We start from the raw sequence: 18,375 nt of genomic DNA on the forward strand, positions 1-18,375 counted from the left end.
CGAGCCCAACGGGGGAATGCCATGCGACGTGCCTTGATTGTGGGAAGTCTGCTCTTGGCCGCGGGATGCGGCGATGAGCCTGTGTCACCTGAAGCGCCTCCACGTGCGGGAGGCGAGACCACCATCGACAACCGTACGTCGCAGGCATTCGCCCTGCCCGCGCCCAATCTCTCCGCGGAGCACGAGGACCTGCACCGCAAGGGCGACGCGGCCTTCGCGGCCTTGTTCGTCCCGGGCCCGGCCCCGGTCAACCCGGGGCTGGGTCCCACGTACAACAACACCTCGTGCAACGGCTGCCACCTGCGCAACGGCCGCGGCATGCCGGTGATGGGCCAGGGCCCGCAGCGCACGCAGCTGCTCGTGCGCGTGAGCCTTCCGGAGGGGACGCCCAACCACCCCAACGGCGCCGTGCCGGTGCCGGGGTTCGGCTTCCAGATACAGGACCAGGCTGTCTACAACGTGCGGCCCGAGGCGACCGTCACGCTGGCCTGGACCGAGAGCCAGGGCCAGTACATGGACGGCACGACCTACGGAATGCGCGTGCCCTCGGTCACCATCGTGCCCACGGACGGCTCGGCGCTTCCGCCGAACATGCTGATGTCGCTTCGCCTGCCGCCGCCCGTCTTCGGGTTGGGGCTGCTGGAGGCCGTGGACATCGCCACGCTCGAGTCCATGGCGGACCCGTCCGACCGGGACGGCGACGGCATCTCCGGGCGCGTGAATCAGGTCTGGGACGTGCGCACGCAGGCGCTGGCCCCCGGGCGCTTCGGCTGGAAGGCCAACAGCCCCAACCTGACGCAGCAGTCCGCCGAGGCGTACTTCAACGACATGGGGCTTTCCAATCCCCTCTTCCCCGAGGCGGACGGCACGTTCGAGGTCTCCGCGGCCACGTTGAACGCCGCGGTCTTCTATGCGCAGTCCCTGGGCGTACCGGCGCGCACGAGCCTCGAGGATGCGCAGGTGAAGCTGGGCGAGGCGAAGTTCCGCGCGCTCGGCTGCGAGAAGTGCCATCGCGAGACGCTGGAGACGGGCGAACACCCCGTCGCGGAGCTGTCCCACCAGCGCATCCACCCGTACTCGGACCTGCTGCTGCACGACATGGGTCCGGACCTCGCGGATGGTCGTCCGGACGGCGCGGCCACCGGCACCGAATGGCGCACGCCGCCGCTGTGGGGCCTGGGCCTGACGCAGACGGTGCTGCCGTACGCGGCCTTCCTGCACGATGGGCGCGCGCGCTCGTTCGAGGAGGCCATCCTCTGGCACGGGGGCGAGGCGCAGAAGGCGCGCGAAGGGTTCCGCTCCCTCAACGCGACGGACCGCGCGGCGCTGGTGAAGTTCCTCGGCTCGCTGTGAGCCGGGGCGGGGGTGGCGCCGTCGAGCGCTACCCCTTCCGCATCATCAACGCGGCCTGGGACAGGCGGCGACGCAGGTGCGTCACCGCCTCGTGCAGACACTCCAGACGCTGAAGCACTCGGTCATCGTCGCCCGCGTCCAGCAGCGTCACGGGAGACAACGCGCCTCGCTGAAGCGTGGCGAGCAGCCCATGGAAGTGGGCCTCCACGTCACCGAGCGCGTCCAATCCCTCGCGCAGGTCATCCTCCAGGAGGTCCACCAGCACGGCCGCGTCCGCGCGCGCTGGGAGCGCCCGAGTCAATCGGTCCCGCGCCACGCGAACCGGGTCGGCACGGCGCACACTCGCGGGGGGAGCGAGGACTGCGACGGAAGAGGACATGTCGCGGACGCTACAGGCCCGTAGCGCCGGGTCAATTTTCCAGTCCAACGGGCGCGCATCCGCTCACGGCGAGGGCGTCACGGGCGCAGTCCCCGCCGGCCCCGGAGGCGCGGGCGTGGCGGGCAGCGCCGGAGCCGGGCTCGCATTGAGGGGCGAAGGCGTGCCCAACAGCGGCGGCGGCGGGGCCGCATTGAGCGGCGCGGGCGCCCCCAGCAGCGGCGGAGTCGACACGGACGTGTCCTGCCCCAGCGGCGTCACGGTGGACAACAGCCCCGGGCTCACCTGCGACGTGCCCACGAAGGCGTCAAAGTTGGGGGGCGACACCGGCAGCACCGTGAAGCCCCCCAGCGTCACCAGCGCGGGCGTGGGCGGCGTCTGGAAGGCGCTCGGCGCGGAGCCAGTGAAGGCAGGGGCACCGGGCGCAGGAGCGCTGGGTGAGACGAACCCCTGAACCTGCTCCAGCGAACCGGGGTCCGGCGTGCCAGGCAACTGCCCCGAGATGTTGGCGGGAGGGTTGGGCGCTTCGACAGGCAGAAACGTTCCGCTGATGACATCGGGCGCGGTGGTGCCGGCCAGCGTCCCGGCGCCGCCCGTCGCGCTGGCGGCCGCCTGGGCCTGCTGCGCGAGCGGAAGCGGGGGTGGCAAGGGCGAGCCCCCCGGGAACGCGCCCGGGGCCACGGGCGTCAGCTCCGCGAGGCTCACGGGCGGCTCGCCCGTGACGTCAACGAACGCCACCGAGCGCACGGGTGTGCCGCCCACGGTGATGGCCACGCGATCAAACCCGAACTGGAGGAAGCCCCGAGGCTCCGCCTCGGGCGGGAGGTTCCACACCAGGATGAGCAGCTCCGTGTCCCCTGGACGGGCCTGCCGCTGAATGCGGTGCGTGTCGTCATCCGCGAAGATGCCCGCGTCCAGCGCGGCGGCGTGCACGAAGGCCGCGTCCGTCAGCAGCCGCCCGTTGCGCCACACGCTCCCCACGCCCCAGACGGCAATGGCCGCATGCGCGCGCGTCGTCGCCCGCCAGCCCACACCGCTGTCGCCATACACCGCGCGCCCGAGCATCACGCCGCCCTCGATGACATGCGGAGGAGGCTTGGGGAGCGCGAAGGCGGGCGCCTGCGCCAGCGTCTGGCGGGGAGGAAAGCCGGCCTGCGTCAGCTCCACGCGGTAGTCCACGCCACCGATTCGGAAGCGGGCGTCGAGGCGGGCACGGTCGCCAAAGGTGGCCCCCGGCAGGGAGACGCGGTCCTCGACGTCGAGCGAGGCCTCACCGAAGCCGCGCTCGGCCAGGTCGGTGAAGGGCAGCGTGCCTTGGGTGAAGAAGCCGTCGGGCTGCTCGGTCCTCGCGCTGGCCTTCAGGCCCTCGAACGTGAACCCGCCCTCCCCTGGCGCCGCCACCAGGAGACCTGACAACAGGAGCGTGATGAAGGTCCCCGCCATCGTCGCTGCCTCCCTTTCGAGCAAGGTAGGCAGCGGGGCGGGATGCGGCACGCCCCGGGACTAGATGAGGCCGCGAGCCCGGCGAATCTGATCCACGGTCTTGTTGTACTCGATGTCGAAGGCGCTGGTGCCCTCCTGCAGGTGCTTCAGGCGGGAGCGGGCCTCCTTGTCGATCTCATCGTCCACGTCGAGGTGCTTCTTCATCACCTGGAACATCTTCTGACGCAGGATGTTGTCGACGGAGTAGACCTCCTCGACGTTGCGGCTGATGAGGAGGAACTCGATCATCTGGTTGATGACGTACTCGATGCCCTCGTCGCCCATCTTGAAGCCGCGAACGTCCGCCATCTCGCGCTTCACCTGGTTGAACTTCGAGTAGTCGTACCCGCGACGCTCCAGGGCCTCACGCGTCGCCTGGTTCACACGCTCTTCGTTGGCGAGGTACTCGCGCATGATGGCCGACAGGTCCATCTCGGCGTCGGCCACGCGCATCGGCTCCACCTCGATGTCCCCGTCCGCCATGAGTTGCTGAACGGCCTCGCGCGAGATGATCGGGATCACCTTCGGATACAGCCTCATTGTCCGTCCCTCACCCTCTTTGACTTGCTCGGATCGTCAACCGCTATAAATCAGCGCCAAGCTTGGTCGCAATGAAAAACCCTAGGAACGTCGCGGTTCCAGCGCACTCCCCCCGGGAATCCGCAGCCGAATTTAATCATGCCGCATCGGGTGGGGACCCTCCTTGTGATTTTTCGCTCAGGGGTTCGGTGGCGTCGTCCAGGGAGGCCTCGCGGATCGGGTCTTCGGAGTCTTCGTCGGGGTGTCCGTGCAACCCCGCATGGACGCGCTCCGCCATCGCGGGCCCCACGGCTTCGGCCAGTTGCTCGATGGTGGCGTCGCTCACGCGCTTGAGCGAGCCAAAGTGCTTGAGCAGCAGCTTGCGACGCACCTCGCCCACGCCGGGGATGTCCTCCAGGGCCGAGCGCACCCGGCTCTTGCGCAGCGTCTGAGCCTGGAAGGTGATGGCGAAGCGGTGCGCCTCGTCACGCATGCGCGTGAGCATGAACATCTCGGCGGAGTTCTGGGTCAGGACGACCGGGTCCTTGCGACCCAGGACGAAGATGCGCTCGGGGCTTTGCGCGCGTTCGGCGTCGCGGTCGAAGACTTCCTGGTCCCGGCTCTTGGCCAGGCCCACCACGTCCACGCCCTCCACCCCCAGGTCCTTCATGGCCGCGTGCGCGCTGCCGAGTTGCCCCTTGCCGCCGTCGATGACGAGCAGGTCCGGCAAGTCCCCCTCCTCCAAGCCGCGCTTGAGGCGCCGGGAGATGATCTCGTACATGCTGGCGAAGTCGTCCTGGATCTCCAGCGTCTTGATCTTGTAGCGGCGGTAGCGGGACTTGTCCGCCTCGCCATCCGTCACCGCGACCTGGGACGCGACGATGGCCGAGCTCTGGAAGTGCGAGATGTCGAAGCACTCCATGCGGCGAGGGAAGTTGCGCAGGCCCAGCTTGGACTGCAGGCGTGACAGCACCGCGTCCGTCTCGTCCTTGGTGCGCCGGCGTTCAATGAATGACTGCTCGGCGTTCTTCGCCGCCATCAGCACCAGGTCATGCTTCTCGCCCCGGCGCGGCACCATGACGCGGACCTTCTCGCCCTTGCGCTCGGCGAGCAGGGCCTCCAGGCCGTCGGTGCCATCGCCCGGCTCCAGCGGCAAGAGCACCTCTTCCGGAACGAAGCCGCCCTGGTCGTAGTAGAGGTTCACGAACGACGCGAGCAACTCCTCGTCCGGGAACTCCTGGTTGCCGAACGGGAAGGCCTGCCCACCGTTGAGGCGGCCCTGCCGCACGTGCAGCACGTAGAACAGGATGCGATCGCCCTCGCGATGGAAGGCGAACACGTCCTGGTCCTTGAAGTCGGACGTGGCCACCTTCTGGCGCTCCAGGCTGCGCTCGATGGCCAGGAGTTGATCGCGCACGCGCGCGGCCTCCTCGAACTTCAGCTCCGCCGAGGCGCGCTTCATCCGCAGGCGCAGGCCCTCGATGAGCTCCGTGGCCTTGCCCTCCAGGAACATGGCCACCTCGTCCACGCTCTTGCGGTAGTCCTCGGGCGGGACGGGATAGACGCACGGCCCCGGGCAGCGGCCAATCTGGAAGAGCAGACACGGCCGGGTGCGGTTGGCCAGCACGTGGTCCGTGCAGGTGCGCAGGCGGAAGAAGCGGTTGATGAGCCGCAGCGTCTCGCGGATGGCGCCCGCGCTGGAGTACGGCCCGAAGTACCGCGCGCCGTCCTTCTCGTATTTGCGCACGACTTCCAGGCGCGGATAGGTCTGGGTGCGATCCAAGCGCAGCGAGATGAACTGCTTGTCGTCCTTGAGCAGGACGTTGAAGCGCGGCTTGTGCTTCTTGATCAGCTCGTTCTCGAGGAGGAGCGCTTCCTTCTCGTTGTGGACGAGCACCGTCTCGATGTCACCGAGGAGCGAATCCAGCAGTGACACGAAGACGCGGGTATCCCCCGTGCGCGTGAAGTAGCTGCGCACGCGGTTGCGGAGATTGACGGCCTTGCCCACGTAGATGATCTGCCCCCGGCGGTCCTTCATCAGGTACACGCCGGGGTCGGTGGGAAGGGCGTCCAGCTTTTCCTGAAGCCGGATGTCCATGCGCGCGGTCCCTAGTTCTTGCCGCGCATGCGCGAGCGGCCCCCCGGACTCTTCGACGCGGCCGGCCGGCCTCCCCTGCCCTTGCGAGGCGTGGCCGCCACCGCGTCCACGGCCTTGGGCGGCGCCTTGAGCAGCGAGCGCGAGGCGGGCTTGAGTCCCATGTCCATGTCCTTGAGCAACTGGACGCGGTCGCGGAACTCCGCGGCCTTCTCGAACTGCATCTCGTCCGCGGCCTTGAGCATGTCCTGGGTGAACTCCGCGATGAGCCGCTTGATCTCCTTCGGGACCAGCACGTCGTTCTCGCCCTCGGCGGCCATGGGCAGCGCCATGGCGCCCGCGTCGTAGTCGGGCAGGTGCTCCGAGAGGTCCGTGATGTTGCTGCGGACCGAGCGCGGGGTGATGCCGTGCTGCGTGTTGTACGTGCGCTGCGTGTCCCGGCGCCGCGCCGTCTCCTCCATGGCGCGCTTCATCGAGTCGGTGAGGTGATCCGCGTACATGATGACGCGGCCATTCACGTTGCGCGCCGCGCGGCCAATGGTCTGGATGAGCGACACGTGGCTGCGCAGGAAGCCTTCCTTGTCCGCGTCGAGGATGGCGACCAGCGACACCTCGGGGATGTCCAAGCCCTCGCGCAGCAGGTTGATGCCCACCAGCACATCGAACTCGCCCTTGCGCAGATCGCGGATGATGGCGGTGCGCTGGATGGCATCGATGTCTGAGTGCAGATAGCGAACCTTGACGCCCACATCGGCGAAGTACTCGGTGAGGTCCTCCGCCATGCGCTTGGTGAGCGTCGTCACCAGCACGCGCTCTTTGCGAGACACGCGCTGACGGACCTCCTCCAGCAGATCATCCACCTGATTGCCGGCGGGCCGCGTCTCCACCTCGGGGTCGGTCAAGCCCGTGGGGCGGATGATCTGCTCCACCACCACGCCCTTGGACTTCTGCAGCTCATACTCGGCCGGCGTCGCGGAGACATAGACGACCTGAGGCACCAGCTCCTCGAACTCACCGAACTTCAGCGGGCGGTTGTCGAGCGCGCTCGGCATGCGGAAGCCGTACGAGACGAGCGTCTCCTTGCGCGCGCGGTCGCCTCGGTACATGGCGCCAATCTGAGACACCGTCTGGTGGCTCTCGTCGATGAGGACGAGCAGGTCGCGCGGGAAGTAGTCGATGAGGCACGGGGGCGGCTCCCCCGGCGCGCGCCCGGAGAAGTGGCGCGAGTAGTTCTCGATGCCGTTGCAGTACCCCACCTGCTCGATCATCTCGAGGTCATACATGGTGCGCTGTTCGAGCCGCTGCGCCTCGACCAGCTTGCTGTCGCGCTTGAAGAGCTGGAGCTGCTCGGAGAGTTCCTCGCGGATGGTCTGCATGGCGCGCTGGCGCGCCTCGGGGCCGGCCACGTAGTGACTCGCGGGGAAGATGACCAGCTTCTCGAGCTGGCCGTGCGTCTCGCCGCGCAGCGGGTCGAACTCGGTGATGCGCTCCACCTCGTCGCCGAAGAAGCTGACGCGCACCGCGCGCTCCTCTTCGTAGATGGGGAACACCTCCACCGTGTCGCCGCGCGCGCGGAAGGTGCCGCGGTGGAAGTCGAGGTCGTTGCGCTCGTACTGCGCCTCCACCAACTGGCGCATGAACGTGTCGCGCCCCAACTCCGCGCCCACGTTCAACCGGATGGCCAGGTCCACGTAGGAGCGAGCGGCGCCCAGGCCGTAGATGCAGGACACGCTGGCCACGATGACGACGTCGTCGCGCGTGCGGAGGCTGTGCGTGGCCGAGTGCCGCATCCGCTCGATGTTGTCGTTGATGGACGAGTCCTTCTCGATGAAGGTGTCCGACGAGGGGACGTAGGCCTCGGGCTGGTAGTAGTCGTAGTACGAGACGAAGTACTCGACGGCGTTGTGCGGGAAGAGCGTCTTGAACTCTCCGTAGAGCTGGGCGGCCAGCGTCTTGTTGTGCGCGATGACGAGCGTGGGCCGCTTCACGTTGGCGATGAGGTTCGCCATCGTGAACGTCTTCCCCGAGCCCGTGACGCCCAGGAGAGTCTGGTAGCGGTCGCCTCGCAGCAAGCCCTCGGTGAGCTCCTGGATGGCGCGTGGCTGGTCGCCTTGCGGCGTGTGGTCACTGACGAGCTGGAACTCCGGCATGATCCTGGATTTAACACCCCGCTCGTCGGGGCGACGCAGGATCGTGCCTGCCCGTCTGGAGGAAGACGGACGGGCGCTACCGGGCCCCCGCCTCGCCCGTGACGGCCTGCGTCTTGAGCGCCTCCAGGGCACGCAGGCGGGCCGCCTCGAACTCATCGCCCCGATTCCAGCGCGGGGCCTCCGGCAGGCGCGACACCTGGGCGCCCAGCAGGAAGAAGAGCTGGACATCCTCCACGGCACCAGACCAATCCCACTCCGGGCGCAGCTCATCCGAGGGCTGGTGGTAGTGCCGGGCCTCCCACTCCTCGCGCCGCTGCTTGCCCCAGCCCTCGGGCCGGCCCACGAAGTCCATACCGCTGCCGAAGTAGGCGGCCGGAATCCCCTGGCGCGCGAAGTTGAATTGATCCGAGCGGTAGAAAAAGCCCCGGTCCGAGAGTTGATCCGCCTTCACCTCGCGCCCCTGCGACTTCGCCAGCGCGATGATGAGCGGATCCAGGTTGGACTTGCCCAACCCGATGACCGTGACGTCGCGCGTGCGGCCGTGGATGTTCGCGCCGTCGATGTTGATGTTCGCGGCGATGCGGCCCGGCGGCACCGGCGGGTGCTCGGCGAGGAACTGCGAGCCCAGCAATCCCTGCTCCTCGGCGGCCACCGCCGCGAAGAGAATGGAGCGACGCGGCGGCGAGGACAGCTGCTGGAACGCGCGGGCCACGGCGAGCATCGCGGACACGCCCGAGGCGTTGTCCACCGCGCCGTTGTAGATGGCGTCCTCGCCCGGCTTGGGGTCCGCCTTCATTCCGAGGTGATCATGGTGCGCGCTGTACAGCACGACCTCGTGCTTGAGCGTGGGATCGCTTCCGGGCAGCAGGCCCAGCACGTTCGCGGTGGGGCGACGACGCACCTGCGTGGCGAACCGCGCCGACACCGTCACGCCGAGCGGCACGGGCTTGAACTCGCGCCGCTGGGCCGAGGCTCGGAGCGCGTCCAGGTCCTGCCCCGCGAGCTTCAACACGCGGCGCGTGGCGTCCTCGGTGGTCCACGCCTTCACTTCCAACCGCGGGCCCGCGGCGGCGGGCAGCTCGAACTGCTCGCCGGACCAGGAGCTCTGCACCACCTGCCAGGGATAGCCCGCGCTCTGCTGCGTGTGGAGGATGATGGCGCCCGCGGCCCCCATCTTCGCGGCCTGCTCGTACTTGTAATCCCAGCGGCCGTACCAGAGTCGTGTGCGCCCGGCGAACAGGCGCGGGTCATCCTCGGGGTCGTTGTTGAGGATGAGCAGCGTCTTGCCGCGCAAATCCATGCCCTTGAAGTCGTCCCAGCCGTACTCCGGCGCCACGATGCCGTAGCCCACGAACACCAGTTCGGACTGCTCCAGCTTCGCCTCGGGTGCCTGCACGCCGGAGACGGCGATGAAGTCGTCGCGGAACTTCAGCTCGGTGGCGGAGGCCGCGCCGGGCGCGAGGAAGGCCATCGTGTCCGGATGGCCCGACAGCCCGACCAGCTCAAAGGGTTGCAGGTACGAGCCGTCCTGGCCCATGGGCTGGAGGCCGGAGGCCTCGAACTGCGCGGCGATGTACGCCTGCGCCAGCGCGTCGCCACGAGTCCCCGGGCCTCGGCCCTCCAGCAAGTCCCCCGCGAGGAAGCGCACGTGCGCGCGGAGCACGTTCGCGTCGATGGCTCGCGCCGCGCTCTTCTCCGCGGGGGTCACCGAGGGCGCCGAACCGGCCGCGAGGGCCGAGCCGGCACCGAGACACATCAGCAGAGGCCAGAAGTGACTCATGGCCCCTGGGCGTAACACGAAGCCCAACGTCTCCGCTGGGGGATTTCAGGTGGAGGCGGGAGCCACCTTCCACACCGTGCCACCTGGCGTGTCCATGATTTCCACTCCCTGCTCCTTGAGGAGCCCTCGGACCCGGTCGGACTCCGCGAAGTTCTTCGCCGCGCGCGCCGCCGCCCGCTCTCCGAGCAGCCGCTCCACCTGTGCCACGTCGATGCCCCGCTCGCGCACCGCGCGATCCCGCCGGCGCAACAACCACTCCGCGGGAGAGTCCTCGAACAGCCCGAGCACGGACGACACGCGGCGCACTTCCTCGCGCAGCGCCTGCAGCGTGCGACCGACCATCGCCTTGTCCTTCACGGGCGGCTTGTCGGTCAGCTCGTTCATCAGCGCGAACAACCCGGACAAGGCCGCCAGGGCGCCCGCGCTGTTGAAGTCGTCGTCCATCGCGGTCTCGAACTCGGCGCGGAAGCGACCAGGCTCACCGTGCAGCGGGCCGGCGGCGAAGTCCTTCCCGGCCACGCGCTCGTCCACCTTGCGCAGCGTCTCGTAGAAGTACTCGAGCCGCGCCTCGGCGTCCGCGAGGGCCTTGTCCGCGAAGTTGAGCGGGTGCCGGTAGTGCGTGGAGAGGAAGAAGAAGCGCAGGGCCTCGGGGTCCACTCGCGTCAGCGCGTCGCGCAGGCGCACCACGTTGCCCAGCGACTTGGACATCTTCGCGCCTTCCAGGTCCAGGAAGCCGCAATGCATCCAGTACTTCGCCATCCGCTGATCCGTCGCGGACTCGCTCTGGGCGATCTCGTTCTCGTGGTGGGGGAAGATGAGATCCAGGCCGCCGCCGTGGATGTCGAACGAGGCGCCCAGGTACTTCTCGCTCATCGCGGAGCACTCGATGTGCCACCCCGGCCGTCCCTTGCCCCAGGGGCTGTCCCAGGACGGCTCGCCCGGCTTGGCCGCCTTCCACAGCGCGAAGTCGAGCGGCTCGCGCTTCTGGTCGCCCGGCTGCACGCGCTCGCCCACGCACAGCTCCTCGAGGTTGCGCTTGGACAGCTTGGCGTAGTCCGCATCACGGCTGACGGAGAAGTAGACATCGCCCTGGGACTCGTAGGCGTAGCCCTTGTCCACGAGCTTTTGGATGATGGCGACGATCTCCGGGATGGTCTGGCTCACGCGGGGCGAGACATCCGGCTCCAGCAGGTGGAGCGCCTGGGCGTCCTCGCGGAACGCCTCGACGAAGCGGGCCGCCAGGGCCACCGGGGCCTCGCCCGTCTCGTGCGCGGCCTTGATGATCTTGTCGTCCACGTCCGTGTAGTTGCGGACGTAGGTCACCTCGTAGCCGCGGTAGCGCAGGTAGCGGACCACCACGTCGAAAGAGGTGAACGTGCGCGCATTCCCGATATGGACGTAGCTATAGACCGTGGGCCCACAGACGTAGATCCCCACCTTGCCCGGGACGAGGGTCTCGAGCAGCTCCTTCTGCATGGACATCGTGTTGAAGAGCCGGATGGGGGGCGGGGACACGATGGCGGGTCTCCTCGGGTGTTGGTGGGTGTGGCCGGCACTCTAGGATCCCGGGTCCCACACAGGCCAGCAATACACAGCGGCCCGGAGGTATCAGCCGGCGTTGCCCGGTAGAATCCGGCCGCTCCGGGCGCAACCTCGGGCAACCAGGCAGGAGACTCCCGTCCCCCGCCCGACTCAGGGAGAATGGTCCGCATGGCTCCACCGAACCCCAAGCGCCCGCCGCGACCGCCCCGCCCGCCGGGAAAGCAAGCGGCCCCGGACGACTCGGTGGACCTCCCCTTCGACGATGACGAGGTCGCCCCGCTCCAGGCGGATGACCCGCGCCCCCAGCGGGTGCCCCAGTTCCCGGCGGGGCCGCGCAAGGGGCGGCGGCGCAAAGGGGGCGACCGGACGGGCTCGGACCGGGAGCTGTCCCCGCGGCTCGACTGGCACAAGGAGTACTCGGACCCCGGTCATCCCCCGGCGTTCCTCTACGTGGAGAAGGGCCCTGGCGCCGGACAGCTCGTGCCGGTGCAGCAGGGAGCCATGACGCTGGGGCGCTCGTCGTCGTCGGACCTGCGGCTGCAACACGCCTCCATCAGCCGCCGCCATGCCCAGCTCACCCGCAAGGGCAACCACTGCGTCCTGAGGGACCTGGGCAGCCAGAACGGCACCTTCGTCAATCGGGTGCGCATCACCGGCGAGGTCGAGCTGAACTCCGGCGACGAGCTCAGCCTGGGGAACGCCGTGCTTCGGTTGCGGGGTCCTGGTGGGACGCCCGCCGCGGGGCTGCCCGCAGTGCACCCACCCGAGCCCCCTCCTCCAGAGCCCCCTCGCCGGCGACGCGCCAGCTCCTTGGCCGTGGCGTTGCTGGCCGCCGCGGGAGGATCCGCCGTGGCGGCCCTCCTCACGTTCGCGGCGGTTCGCGCCACGGAGACCCAACCCTCGGTGATTCCCGCGGCGCCTCCGAGCGAGGCCACAGCGCCTCCACCCGAGCCGCCTCGGCCCGGCATCCACCTGACGGCGACGGAAGTGGACCCCTCCTCGGACGACACGCCCGAGGAAGCGCCCACCGAGACACGCAGCGCCGCCCAGGTGGCGCGGGCGGGAGGCCGGGGTTCGGCCGCGGCGCAGCGGGAGGCCCAGGAGTCTCGTGCCGGAGGTCGAGGCCCGGGTTCATCCGCCGCGCCTCGCGAGCCGCAGGAGCCCCGCGTGCGCACGCGCGCGGCCACCGCGGCCGCGGAGCGTGGAGGGGCGCAGCAGGTGGTGGAGGTCACGCCGGCGCGGGGAGGCGCCTCGGCGCTGGAGGCGGATGTTCGCGCCCGCTACGAATCCGGCAACGTCGCGGCTGCGCGAGAGCGAGCCCAAAGCGCGAAGCTGACGGCGCTGGCCGCACTGCTGACCCGCTACGAGGCCGCGGAAGCCGACGCGCGCAAGGCCTTGGCGAAGCGGGACCTGCCCCACGCCATCGCGTCGTTGACCACGGCCTTGTCGCTGGATTTCGAGCTGTCGCATGGTTGGAGCAAGCAAGGTCCGGTGCTGCGCAAGCAACTGGCCGGACTGCACACCCTGGTGGGTCGGGAGGCCGCCCAGGGGGGTCGGCAAGACGAGGCGCGCGAGCACTACGAGCGAGCCCTCCAATACGACTCGGAGGATCGCGAGGCACGCGACGGACTGACCCGACTCAGCGGCGCCGAATCCCGCGCGCCAGCAGCACCGCGTTGACGCAGACAAAGGCGCTGAGCATCAACGCGACGAGCAGCCGCCCCCGGTCCGCCCCAGGGCGTTCCCCCTCCACGAGCAACCAGAGCCGCCCCTCTCGCGGCTGAACCTCGCCTTGCGCGCGCAGGAGCGCGAAGGCCTCCCGGTAACGCGGGGCCTCCTCCTCGGAGAGCAGGCGACCTCGCATGGCGAAGGGCGTGGGGTCAGGGCGCGACGGCGGCCGTCCTTCATCCCAGCGCTCTCCCGGCAATGGCGCGCGGCGCACGACGAAGGGCGAGTCCCGCAGCCCCACCAGCACAGAGAAGCTGTCGCCCTGGCGCTCATAGGCCCCGCGCGAGGTGGGGATGCCATGCACCTGGGCGTAGCGGTTGGTGACGAGCCGCTCGTAGCGATAGTCCCCTTCCGCGCCCAGCGTCAGCGGCGTGGCGGACGAGGCGAAGTACGCGAGGTCCTGCCACTGCACCGCCAGCAGCGCAAGGCCCAGCACCATGCCCATCAGCGCCACCGAGGGACGTACGCCCACGCGTCCCCGGGTGGAGAGGCGCGCCTCCAGTTCCTCGATGCGGCGCGCGCGCTCGTCCCGTACGAGGGCCAGCTCGGATTCAGGGTCGAAGGAGGGCTCGGTCATGGGCCGAAAACACGACGCCCCGGATTCCAACAGGGAACCCGGGGCGGAGGTGATACCGGAGGCAGCTGGCCGCCCGCGGTGAAAGGTCAGGCGAGGTTGAAGATCTTCTTCAGGTCGGACTCGATCTCTTCCTCGGAGCAGTCCTTGGCCAGCGACAGCTCCTTGATGAGCAGCGAGCGAGCGGTATCGAGCATCTTGCGCTCACCGAAAGACAGGTCCTTGTCGCCCTTGAGCAGGTAGAGGTCGCGCAGCACCTCGGCGATCTCGAACACGGAGCCGGTCTTGATCTTCTCCATGTACTCGCGGTACCGACGGTTCCACGTCGTCGAGTCCACGGAGATGTCCTTCTCCTTCAGGATGGAGTAGACCTGCTTGACGTCCTCCTCGCTGATGATCTCCCGCAGGCCGACGGAGCCGACCTTGTTGATCGGGATCATGATCCGCATCCCGTTCTCCAGGATGCGCAGCACGTAGAACGACTGGCGCTGTCCGGCCACTTCGGTGTGCTCGATGCCCATCACCTCACCGACGCCCTGGCCCGGATAAACCGCCTTGTCACCAGTCTTGAAGCTGGTCTGCACTAACTGCCTCCTTGAAAGACTCAACCCCCGGCCTTCAAGCCGGGCACTACTACCACAAACCACATCGACGGGCAACGAGATCGCCTTGACCACCCAAGGTGGGCCCGACTACGGTGTCCGCTTTTGTACGCGCTGTCGCTCGGTGTGAGCGACGCGTAGGGTGGCGGGCGGGGGTCGGGCGTGGAGCGTTTTGCGTGGCGCGACCTGGGGTCGCGGCCTCTCTTCTTCCCTGCGCTGAGCCTCGTGCTCGGGGCGCTCTGGCCCTCTCGAACAGGCGCCGCGGCCGGGGCATTTCTCCTCGGTGGCGCGCTGCTCGTCGTCCTGGGCGGCACGCTTGCTCGGCTGCCCGGGGCACACCTCGCCGTGTTGTTGGGATTGGGACTCACGGGCTCGGGCCTGGCGGGGCTGGAGGCACGCGTCGACATCCCCCCGTCCCTGGCCCGCGGCGGGGCCGCGCGACTCGAAGGCGAGGTGGACCGAGTCGATGCCTTCGATGGCGCCACCCGCGTGGGGCTCGTGGTCGCGCGGGCAGGTCCGCTGGACGGGCCGATGCAGCCCGCGCGCTTCCGGGCGAGCCTGACGGCGCGAGGCGCCCGCGCGCTCCTGCCCGGGCAACGCATCCAGGCGGAGACCAGGCTGGCCCCGGATGCGCCCCCCGCGAACCCAGGCGAGCGCGACCTCTCGTCACCGCGGCGCAGGCGGGGCGTGGCCTTCACCGGGAGCCTCGCGGCCGACCGCCTGCTGGTCCTCTCTCCCGCCCCTGCGTGGCGGAGCTGGGTGGAGGATGCGCGAGGTCGGCTGGCGGAGGCGGTCCATGCCGTGGCCCCGAGCCGCGACTCGGCCGCGCTCTTCCTCACGCTCGCGGCGGGGCAGCGCGCCGCGCTGGATGACACGTGGGAGGAGGCCTTCTCGCGCGCGGGGCTCGCGCATGTGCTCAGCGTGTCGGGGCTGCATGTCGCGGCGCTCGCGCTGATGACGCTGGCGCTCCTGAGGTGGCTGCTCGTCCGCGTGGGTGCGCGCTGGCGGAGGCTCGATGCGCGGCGCGTGGCGGCCCCCGTGTCCGTGCCCTTCGTCTGGGCCTATGTGTTCTTCACGGGCAATCAGCCACCCGCGGTGCGCTCGGCGGTGATGGCCACGGTGGTGCTGTTGGGACTGGCGCTGTGGCGGCGCGCGGATGGCCTCAACAGCCTCGCCTCGGCGGCACTGGTGCTGGTGGTGGGGCTGCCCTCTAGCGTGGTGGACCTGTCGCTGCGGCTGTCGTTCCTGGCCGTCCTGGGGCTCATCCTCCTGTCGCCCGCGCTCCGCGCCGCCATTCCCCTGGCGCCTCCGGATCCGCAAGAGACGAACCGCATGAAGCGGTGGCTGGGCAAGGCTCGCGAGGCCGTGCTTCAAACACTCTGCGCGAGCGCGGCGGCCACGTTGTCCGGACTGCCCATCGTGGCCGAGGCCTTCGGGCGCGTGAGCGTCGCGGGTCTGGCCTCGAACATCGTCGCCCTGCCCCTGTGCGGATTGCTGACGGGGCTCGCGGCCGGTGGCGCGGCCCTGTTCGTGCTGTCCCCGCTGCTCGCGACGCCAGTGTTGTGGGCCGGCGCGTGGGCGTCACAGCTCCTGCTCGGAGTGACCCGCATCTTCTCCGCCCTGCCCTTCGCGGCGGTGGAGGTGCCGGGGCTCGGCGTGGGCATGGGACTGGCCTATGCGGCCGGCCTGGGGCTCTGGGCCCTGGGCTCGGGACGGTGGCGGTGGGGGGGCGCGCTCGTGCCCGCGGCCGTGGTGTTGACGGTGCTGCTGCCCTCGCTGCGCCCCACCCCAGCGCTGCGCCTGACCTTCCTCGCCGTGGGACAGGGAGACGCGGTGGTCCTCAGCTCACGGGGGCATCACGCGCTGCTGGATGCGGGCGGCGTGCCCCAGGGCGCGGACCCCGGCGAGCGCATCGTCGTGCCCTTCCTGCGCCACGCGGGCATCTCTCACCTGGAGCTGGCGGTGCTGTCGCATCCCCACCCGGACCATGCGCTCGGGCTCGTGTCGACGCTGGCGAAGGTTCCCACCGAGCGCCTGTGGCTCGCCGCTGGCACCGCGGAGGGCGCGCTGTCTCGGGCGGTGGTGGACTCGGCGCGAGGTGCCGTGGTGGAGCAGGTGGAGCTGGGCCATCCGTCCGTGAAGCTGGGTGAAGCCACGCTGGAGGTTCTCGGCCCGCCTCGGGACCGCGAGCTGATGGAGGGCGTGAACGACCAGAGCATCGTGCTGCGCGTGCGGCATGGCGACGTCACGGTGCTGCTGCCGGGCGACGTGGAGGCGGAGGGCGAAGCGGCACTCCTGGAGCACCTTGGCGGGCCCGTCACGGTGATGAAGGCACCGCATCACGGCTCGCGCACTTCGTCCTCCGAGGAACTGCTCACTCGGGCCCGACCTCGCCACGTGGTGTTCTGCGTGGGCCGCCGCAATCGCTTCGGCTTCCCGCACGAGGAGGTCCTGACGCGCTACGCGGCGATGGGAACCACCTGCTGGCGAACCGATGTGGACGGGGCCATCACCCTGGAGAGCGACGGCCAGGACGTCCGCATGGTCCCCTTCCTCACGGGGGAGACAGCGCCGGCGGCGACGAGGGTTGCCGAGCGCACGGGGGATTCCCATCCTTGAGCGGATGACGCTCGAGGACATCGACCTCCGGCAGCTCACCGCCGACCTGAAGGCCCTGCTGCCGCCTGGCGAGCCGATCGGCTACCTGCGCGGCAAGTCGTTCATGCGCAACCTGCTCGTGGAGGCCAAGGGCTTCTCCGCGCTGGAGGCAGAGGAGTTGGTGGACACGCTGGAGCTGCGCGGCTTCCTGCGCTTCCTCGGCGACCCCTCCGAGCGCTCCGTGGCGGACGCGCCTTGGGAACTCTCGCCGCACGCGTGAGACACGCTCACTGGAAGGTCAGCCACGCGAAGCGCGGCAGGGCGTGGAAGTCCCCCACGAAGAGCGGTGAGAAGGCCTGCCCTTCGACCTGTCGGCGGTCGCGATGCTCCAGACGGTAGAGGTTGAAGCGCCAGCGGTCTCCCTTCTGGGGGGGCAGGTGCGGCACCTCGGCGAGCCGGTTGAACGGGATGGCCATCTCCACCGACCACCCCTCGTCGCGGTCCGAGGGGTCATCCAACGTTCCCCGCACCTTCACCGCCGTCTTCATGCCCGAGTCCCACGACAGGTCCATGCCCTGGCGTCGCGCGGGGAAGTACGCATCGAAGATGACGTTGTGGGGCGACACCTCCAGCTCGTTGTACGTGCGCCCGTCCGCGTTGGCGTCGAGGAAGATCTCCACGACCTCCTGCTCGTAGATGGAGGCGTCGCGCTCTCGCAGCGTGCCCCAGACATCGGGGTCCTCCACGTCGAAGGCGACGTACAGGTTCGCGTCGTCGTACGCGAGCCGCGCCACGGTACGGAGGGAGGCCGGCCGCCCATCGAAGCTGCCCACCAGCGTCACCGCCGGCGCGTCCTTCCAGACCGCGTCGTCCAGCACCCCGTCGATGACCGGGGCCTTCTTCACGCGAGACACCTTGTACTCGGGCAGCTCCGGCGGAGCACCACCGAGCGTGGGCCCGAGCATCCGGTTCGCGCCGTCCTGCGCGCGCGCATCGTCCACCGGCAGTCGATCATCGCCTCGCCAGAAGCCGAGCATCACCCGCGCGGGGCTCGCTGGCATGGGAACCACGTGCGTGTCCTCGATGACCTTGCCCACGGGCCACGTCGCGAGCGGCGCGGCGCCGTCTTGAATCTCATGGTCGGCGTTGCCCACCATCTGGCCGCTGGCCACGTCGACCACGTGCACGAAGAAGCCGAAGCCCTCGGGCGGGGGCCGCCGTGCCATGAAGTAATGCGTCAGCGTGACGGGCTGCCCTGGTGCCGCGCGCTCAGGCGTCACGCGCGAGCCCAGGTATGCGACCGCGCCGCCCGCGAAGGTCGTGTCCGCGCGGTAGGTGAGGTCCGAGGGCACAGCCTCGCGCGTGCGGACCTGGGCGGCCGCCGGCAGACGCGGCGTGCGATGGGCCGGGCCCGCCTGCTCGTCCCGACAGGACGTGACGAGGCACAGCAACGGCAGAAGCGTGAACCAGGACGTGGAATGGAGGCGCATCGAGGCCGGGCATCCTAGCCAGCTTCGCGCCCCAAGGCGCACCGGCGATGCGGGCTTCGTGCCTCCCACGCCACGGAGCCGCTCGG

14 protein-coding genes are annotated in these 18,375 nt (G+C 69.6%); 4 read left to right on the plus strand and 10 right to left on the minus strand.

The annotated features are described in order from the left end of the window. The first annotated feature begins 39 nt into the window (after positions 1-39). Positions 40-1,353: a di-heme oxidoreductase family protein gene (locus tag KRR26_RS21905; RefSeq protein ID WP_328707187.1), complete on the plus strand. Its 1,314-nt coding sequence runs from the start codon at positions 40-42 to the stop codon at positions 1,351-1,353. Between the two features lie 28 nt (positions 1,354-1,381). On the opposite strand, the gene KRR26_RS21910 is transcribed toward KRR26_RS21905, so the two are convergent. The 7 genes from KRR26_RS21910 to cysS form a co-directional block, all read right to left on the minus strand. Continuing rightward, on the minus strand, positions 1,382-1,732 hold the full coding sequence (locus tag KRR26_RS21910) for a hypothetical protein (protein WP_120201092.1): 351 nt from the start codon (positions 1,730-1,732) through the stop codon (positions 1,382-1,384). Between the two features lie 63 nt (positions 1,733-1,795). Continuing rightward, positions 1,796-3,172, minus strand: coding sequence for a hypothetical protein (locus tag KRR26_RS21915; RefSeq protein WP_217080720.1), 1,377 nt, complete (start codon positions 3,170-3,172; stop codon positions 1,796-1,798). A gap of 60 nt (positions 3,173-3,232) precedes the next feature. Next, complete coding sequence (locus KRR26_RS21920; RefSeq protein WP_120201097.1) at positions 3,233-3,751, minus strand: DUF507 family protein; 519 nt, start codon at positions 3,749-3,751, stop codon at positions 3,233-3,235. Between the two features lie 136 nt (positions 3,752-3,887). Next, entirely contained in the window at positions 3,888-5,828 is a 1,941-nt protein-coding gene (uvrC, locus tag KRR26_RS21925; RefSeq protein WP_120201099.1) for an excinuclease ABC subunit UvrC, read from the minus strand. Between the two features lie 11 nt (positions 5,829-5,839). Then, positions 5,840-7,975: an excinuclease ABC subunit UvrB gene (gene uvrB, locus KRR26_RS21930; protein ID WP_236068959.1), complete on the minus strand. Its 2,136-nt coding sequence runs from the start codon at positions 7,973-7,975 to the stop codon at positions 5,840-5,842. Between the two features lie 76 nt (positions 7,976-8,051). Then, positions 8,052-9,755 (minus strand): M28 family peptidase, encoded by a 1,704-nt coding sequence (locus KRR26_RS21935; protein WP_120201103.1) that lies wholly within the window; start codon positions 9,753-9,755, stop codon positions 8,052-8,054. A 45-nt stretch (positions 9,756-9,800) separates the two neighbouring features. Then, positions 9,801-11,270: a cysteine--tRNA ligase gene (gene cysS / locus KRR26_RS21940; RefSeq protein WP_328707186.1), complete on the minus strand. Its 1,470-nt coding sequence runs from the start codon at positions 11,268-11,270 to the stop codon at positions 9,801-9,803. A 195-nt stretch (positions 11,271-11,465) separates the two neighbouring features. Here cysS and KRR26_RS21945 point away from each other — a divergent pair, with 195 nt between their 5' ends. Beyond that, positions 11,466-12,977 carry an FHA domain-containing protein gene (locus KRR26_RS21945; protein ID WP_120202245.1) on the plus strand — a complete coding sequence of 504 codons (1,512 nt, stop codon included), beginning with the start codon at positions 11,466-11,468 and terminating at the stop codon, positions 12,975-12,977. On the opposite strand, the gene KRR26_RS21950 is transcribed toward KRR26_RS21945, so the two are convergent. Together KRR26_RS21950 and KRR26_RS21955 are read right to left on the minus strand one after the other, a co-directional pair. Beyond that, positions 12,937-13,602 carry a hypothetical protein gene (locus KRR26_RS21950; protein ID WP_120201107.1) on the minus strand — a complete coding sequence of 222 codons (666 nt, stop codon included), beginning with the start codon at positions 13,600-13,602 and terminating at the stop codon, positions 12,937-12,939. The two genes, KRR26_RS21945 and KRR26_RS21950, sit on opposite strands and share 41 nt — an antisense overlap. Positions 13,603-13,688: 86 nt before the next feature. Then, positions 13,689-14,183, minus strand: coding sequence for a CarD family transcriptional regulator (locus KRR26_RS21955; protein ID WP_013939202.1), 495 nt, complete (start codon positions 14,181-14,183; stop codon positions 13,689-13,691). 180 nt (positions 14,184-14,363) lie between these two features. Between KRR26_RS21955 and KRR26_RS21960 the strand changes: the two genes are divergently transcribed. Continuing rightward, positions 14,364-16,820 (plus strand): DNA internalization-related competence protein ComEC/Rec2, encoded by a 2,457-nt coding sequence (locus tag KRR26_RS21960; protein ID WP_120201109.1) that lies wholly within the window; start codon positions 14,364-14,366, stop codon positions 16,818-16,820. 4 nt (positions 16,821-16,824) lie between these two features. Then, positions 16,825-17,079: a hypothetical protein gene (locus tag KRR26_RS21965; RefSeq protein WP_120201111.1), complete on the plus strand. Its 255-nt coding sequence runs from the start codon at positions 16,825-16,827 to the stop codon at positions 17,077-17,079. Between the two features lie 7 nt (positions 17,080-17,086). On the opposite strand, the gene KRR26_RS21970 is transcribed toward KRR26_RS21965, so the two are convergent. Next, positions 17,087-18,289 carry a carbohydrate-binding family 9-like protein gene (locus tag KRR26_RS21970; protein WP_217080721.1) on the minus strand — a complete coding sequence of 401 codons (1,203 nt, stop codon included), beginning with the start codon at positions 18,287-18,289 and terminating at the stop codon, positions 17,087-17,089. Positions 18,290-18,375: the final 86 nt, after the last annotated feature.

This window comes from Citreicoccus inhibens (genome assembly GCF_019039035.1).
Lineage (GTDB): Bacteria > Myxococcota > Myxococcia > Myxococcales > Myxococcaceae > Citreicoccus > Citreicoccus inhibens.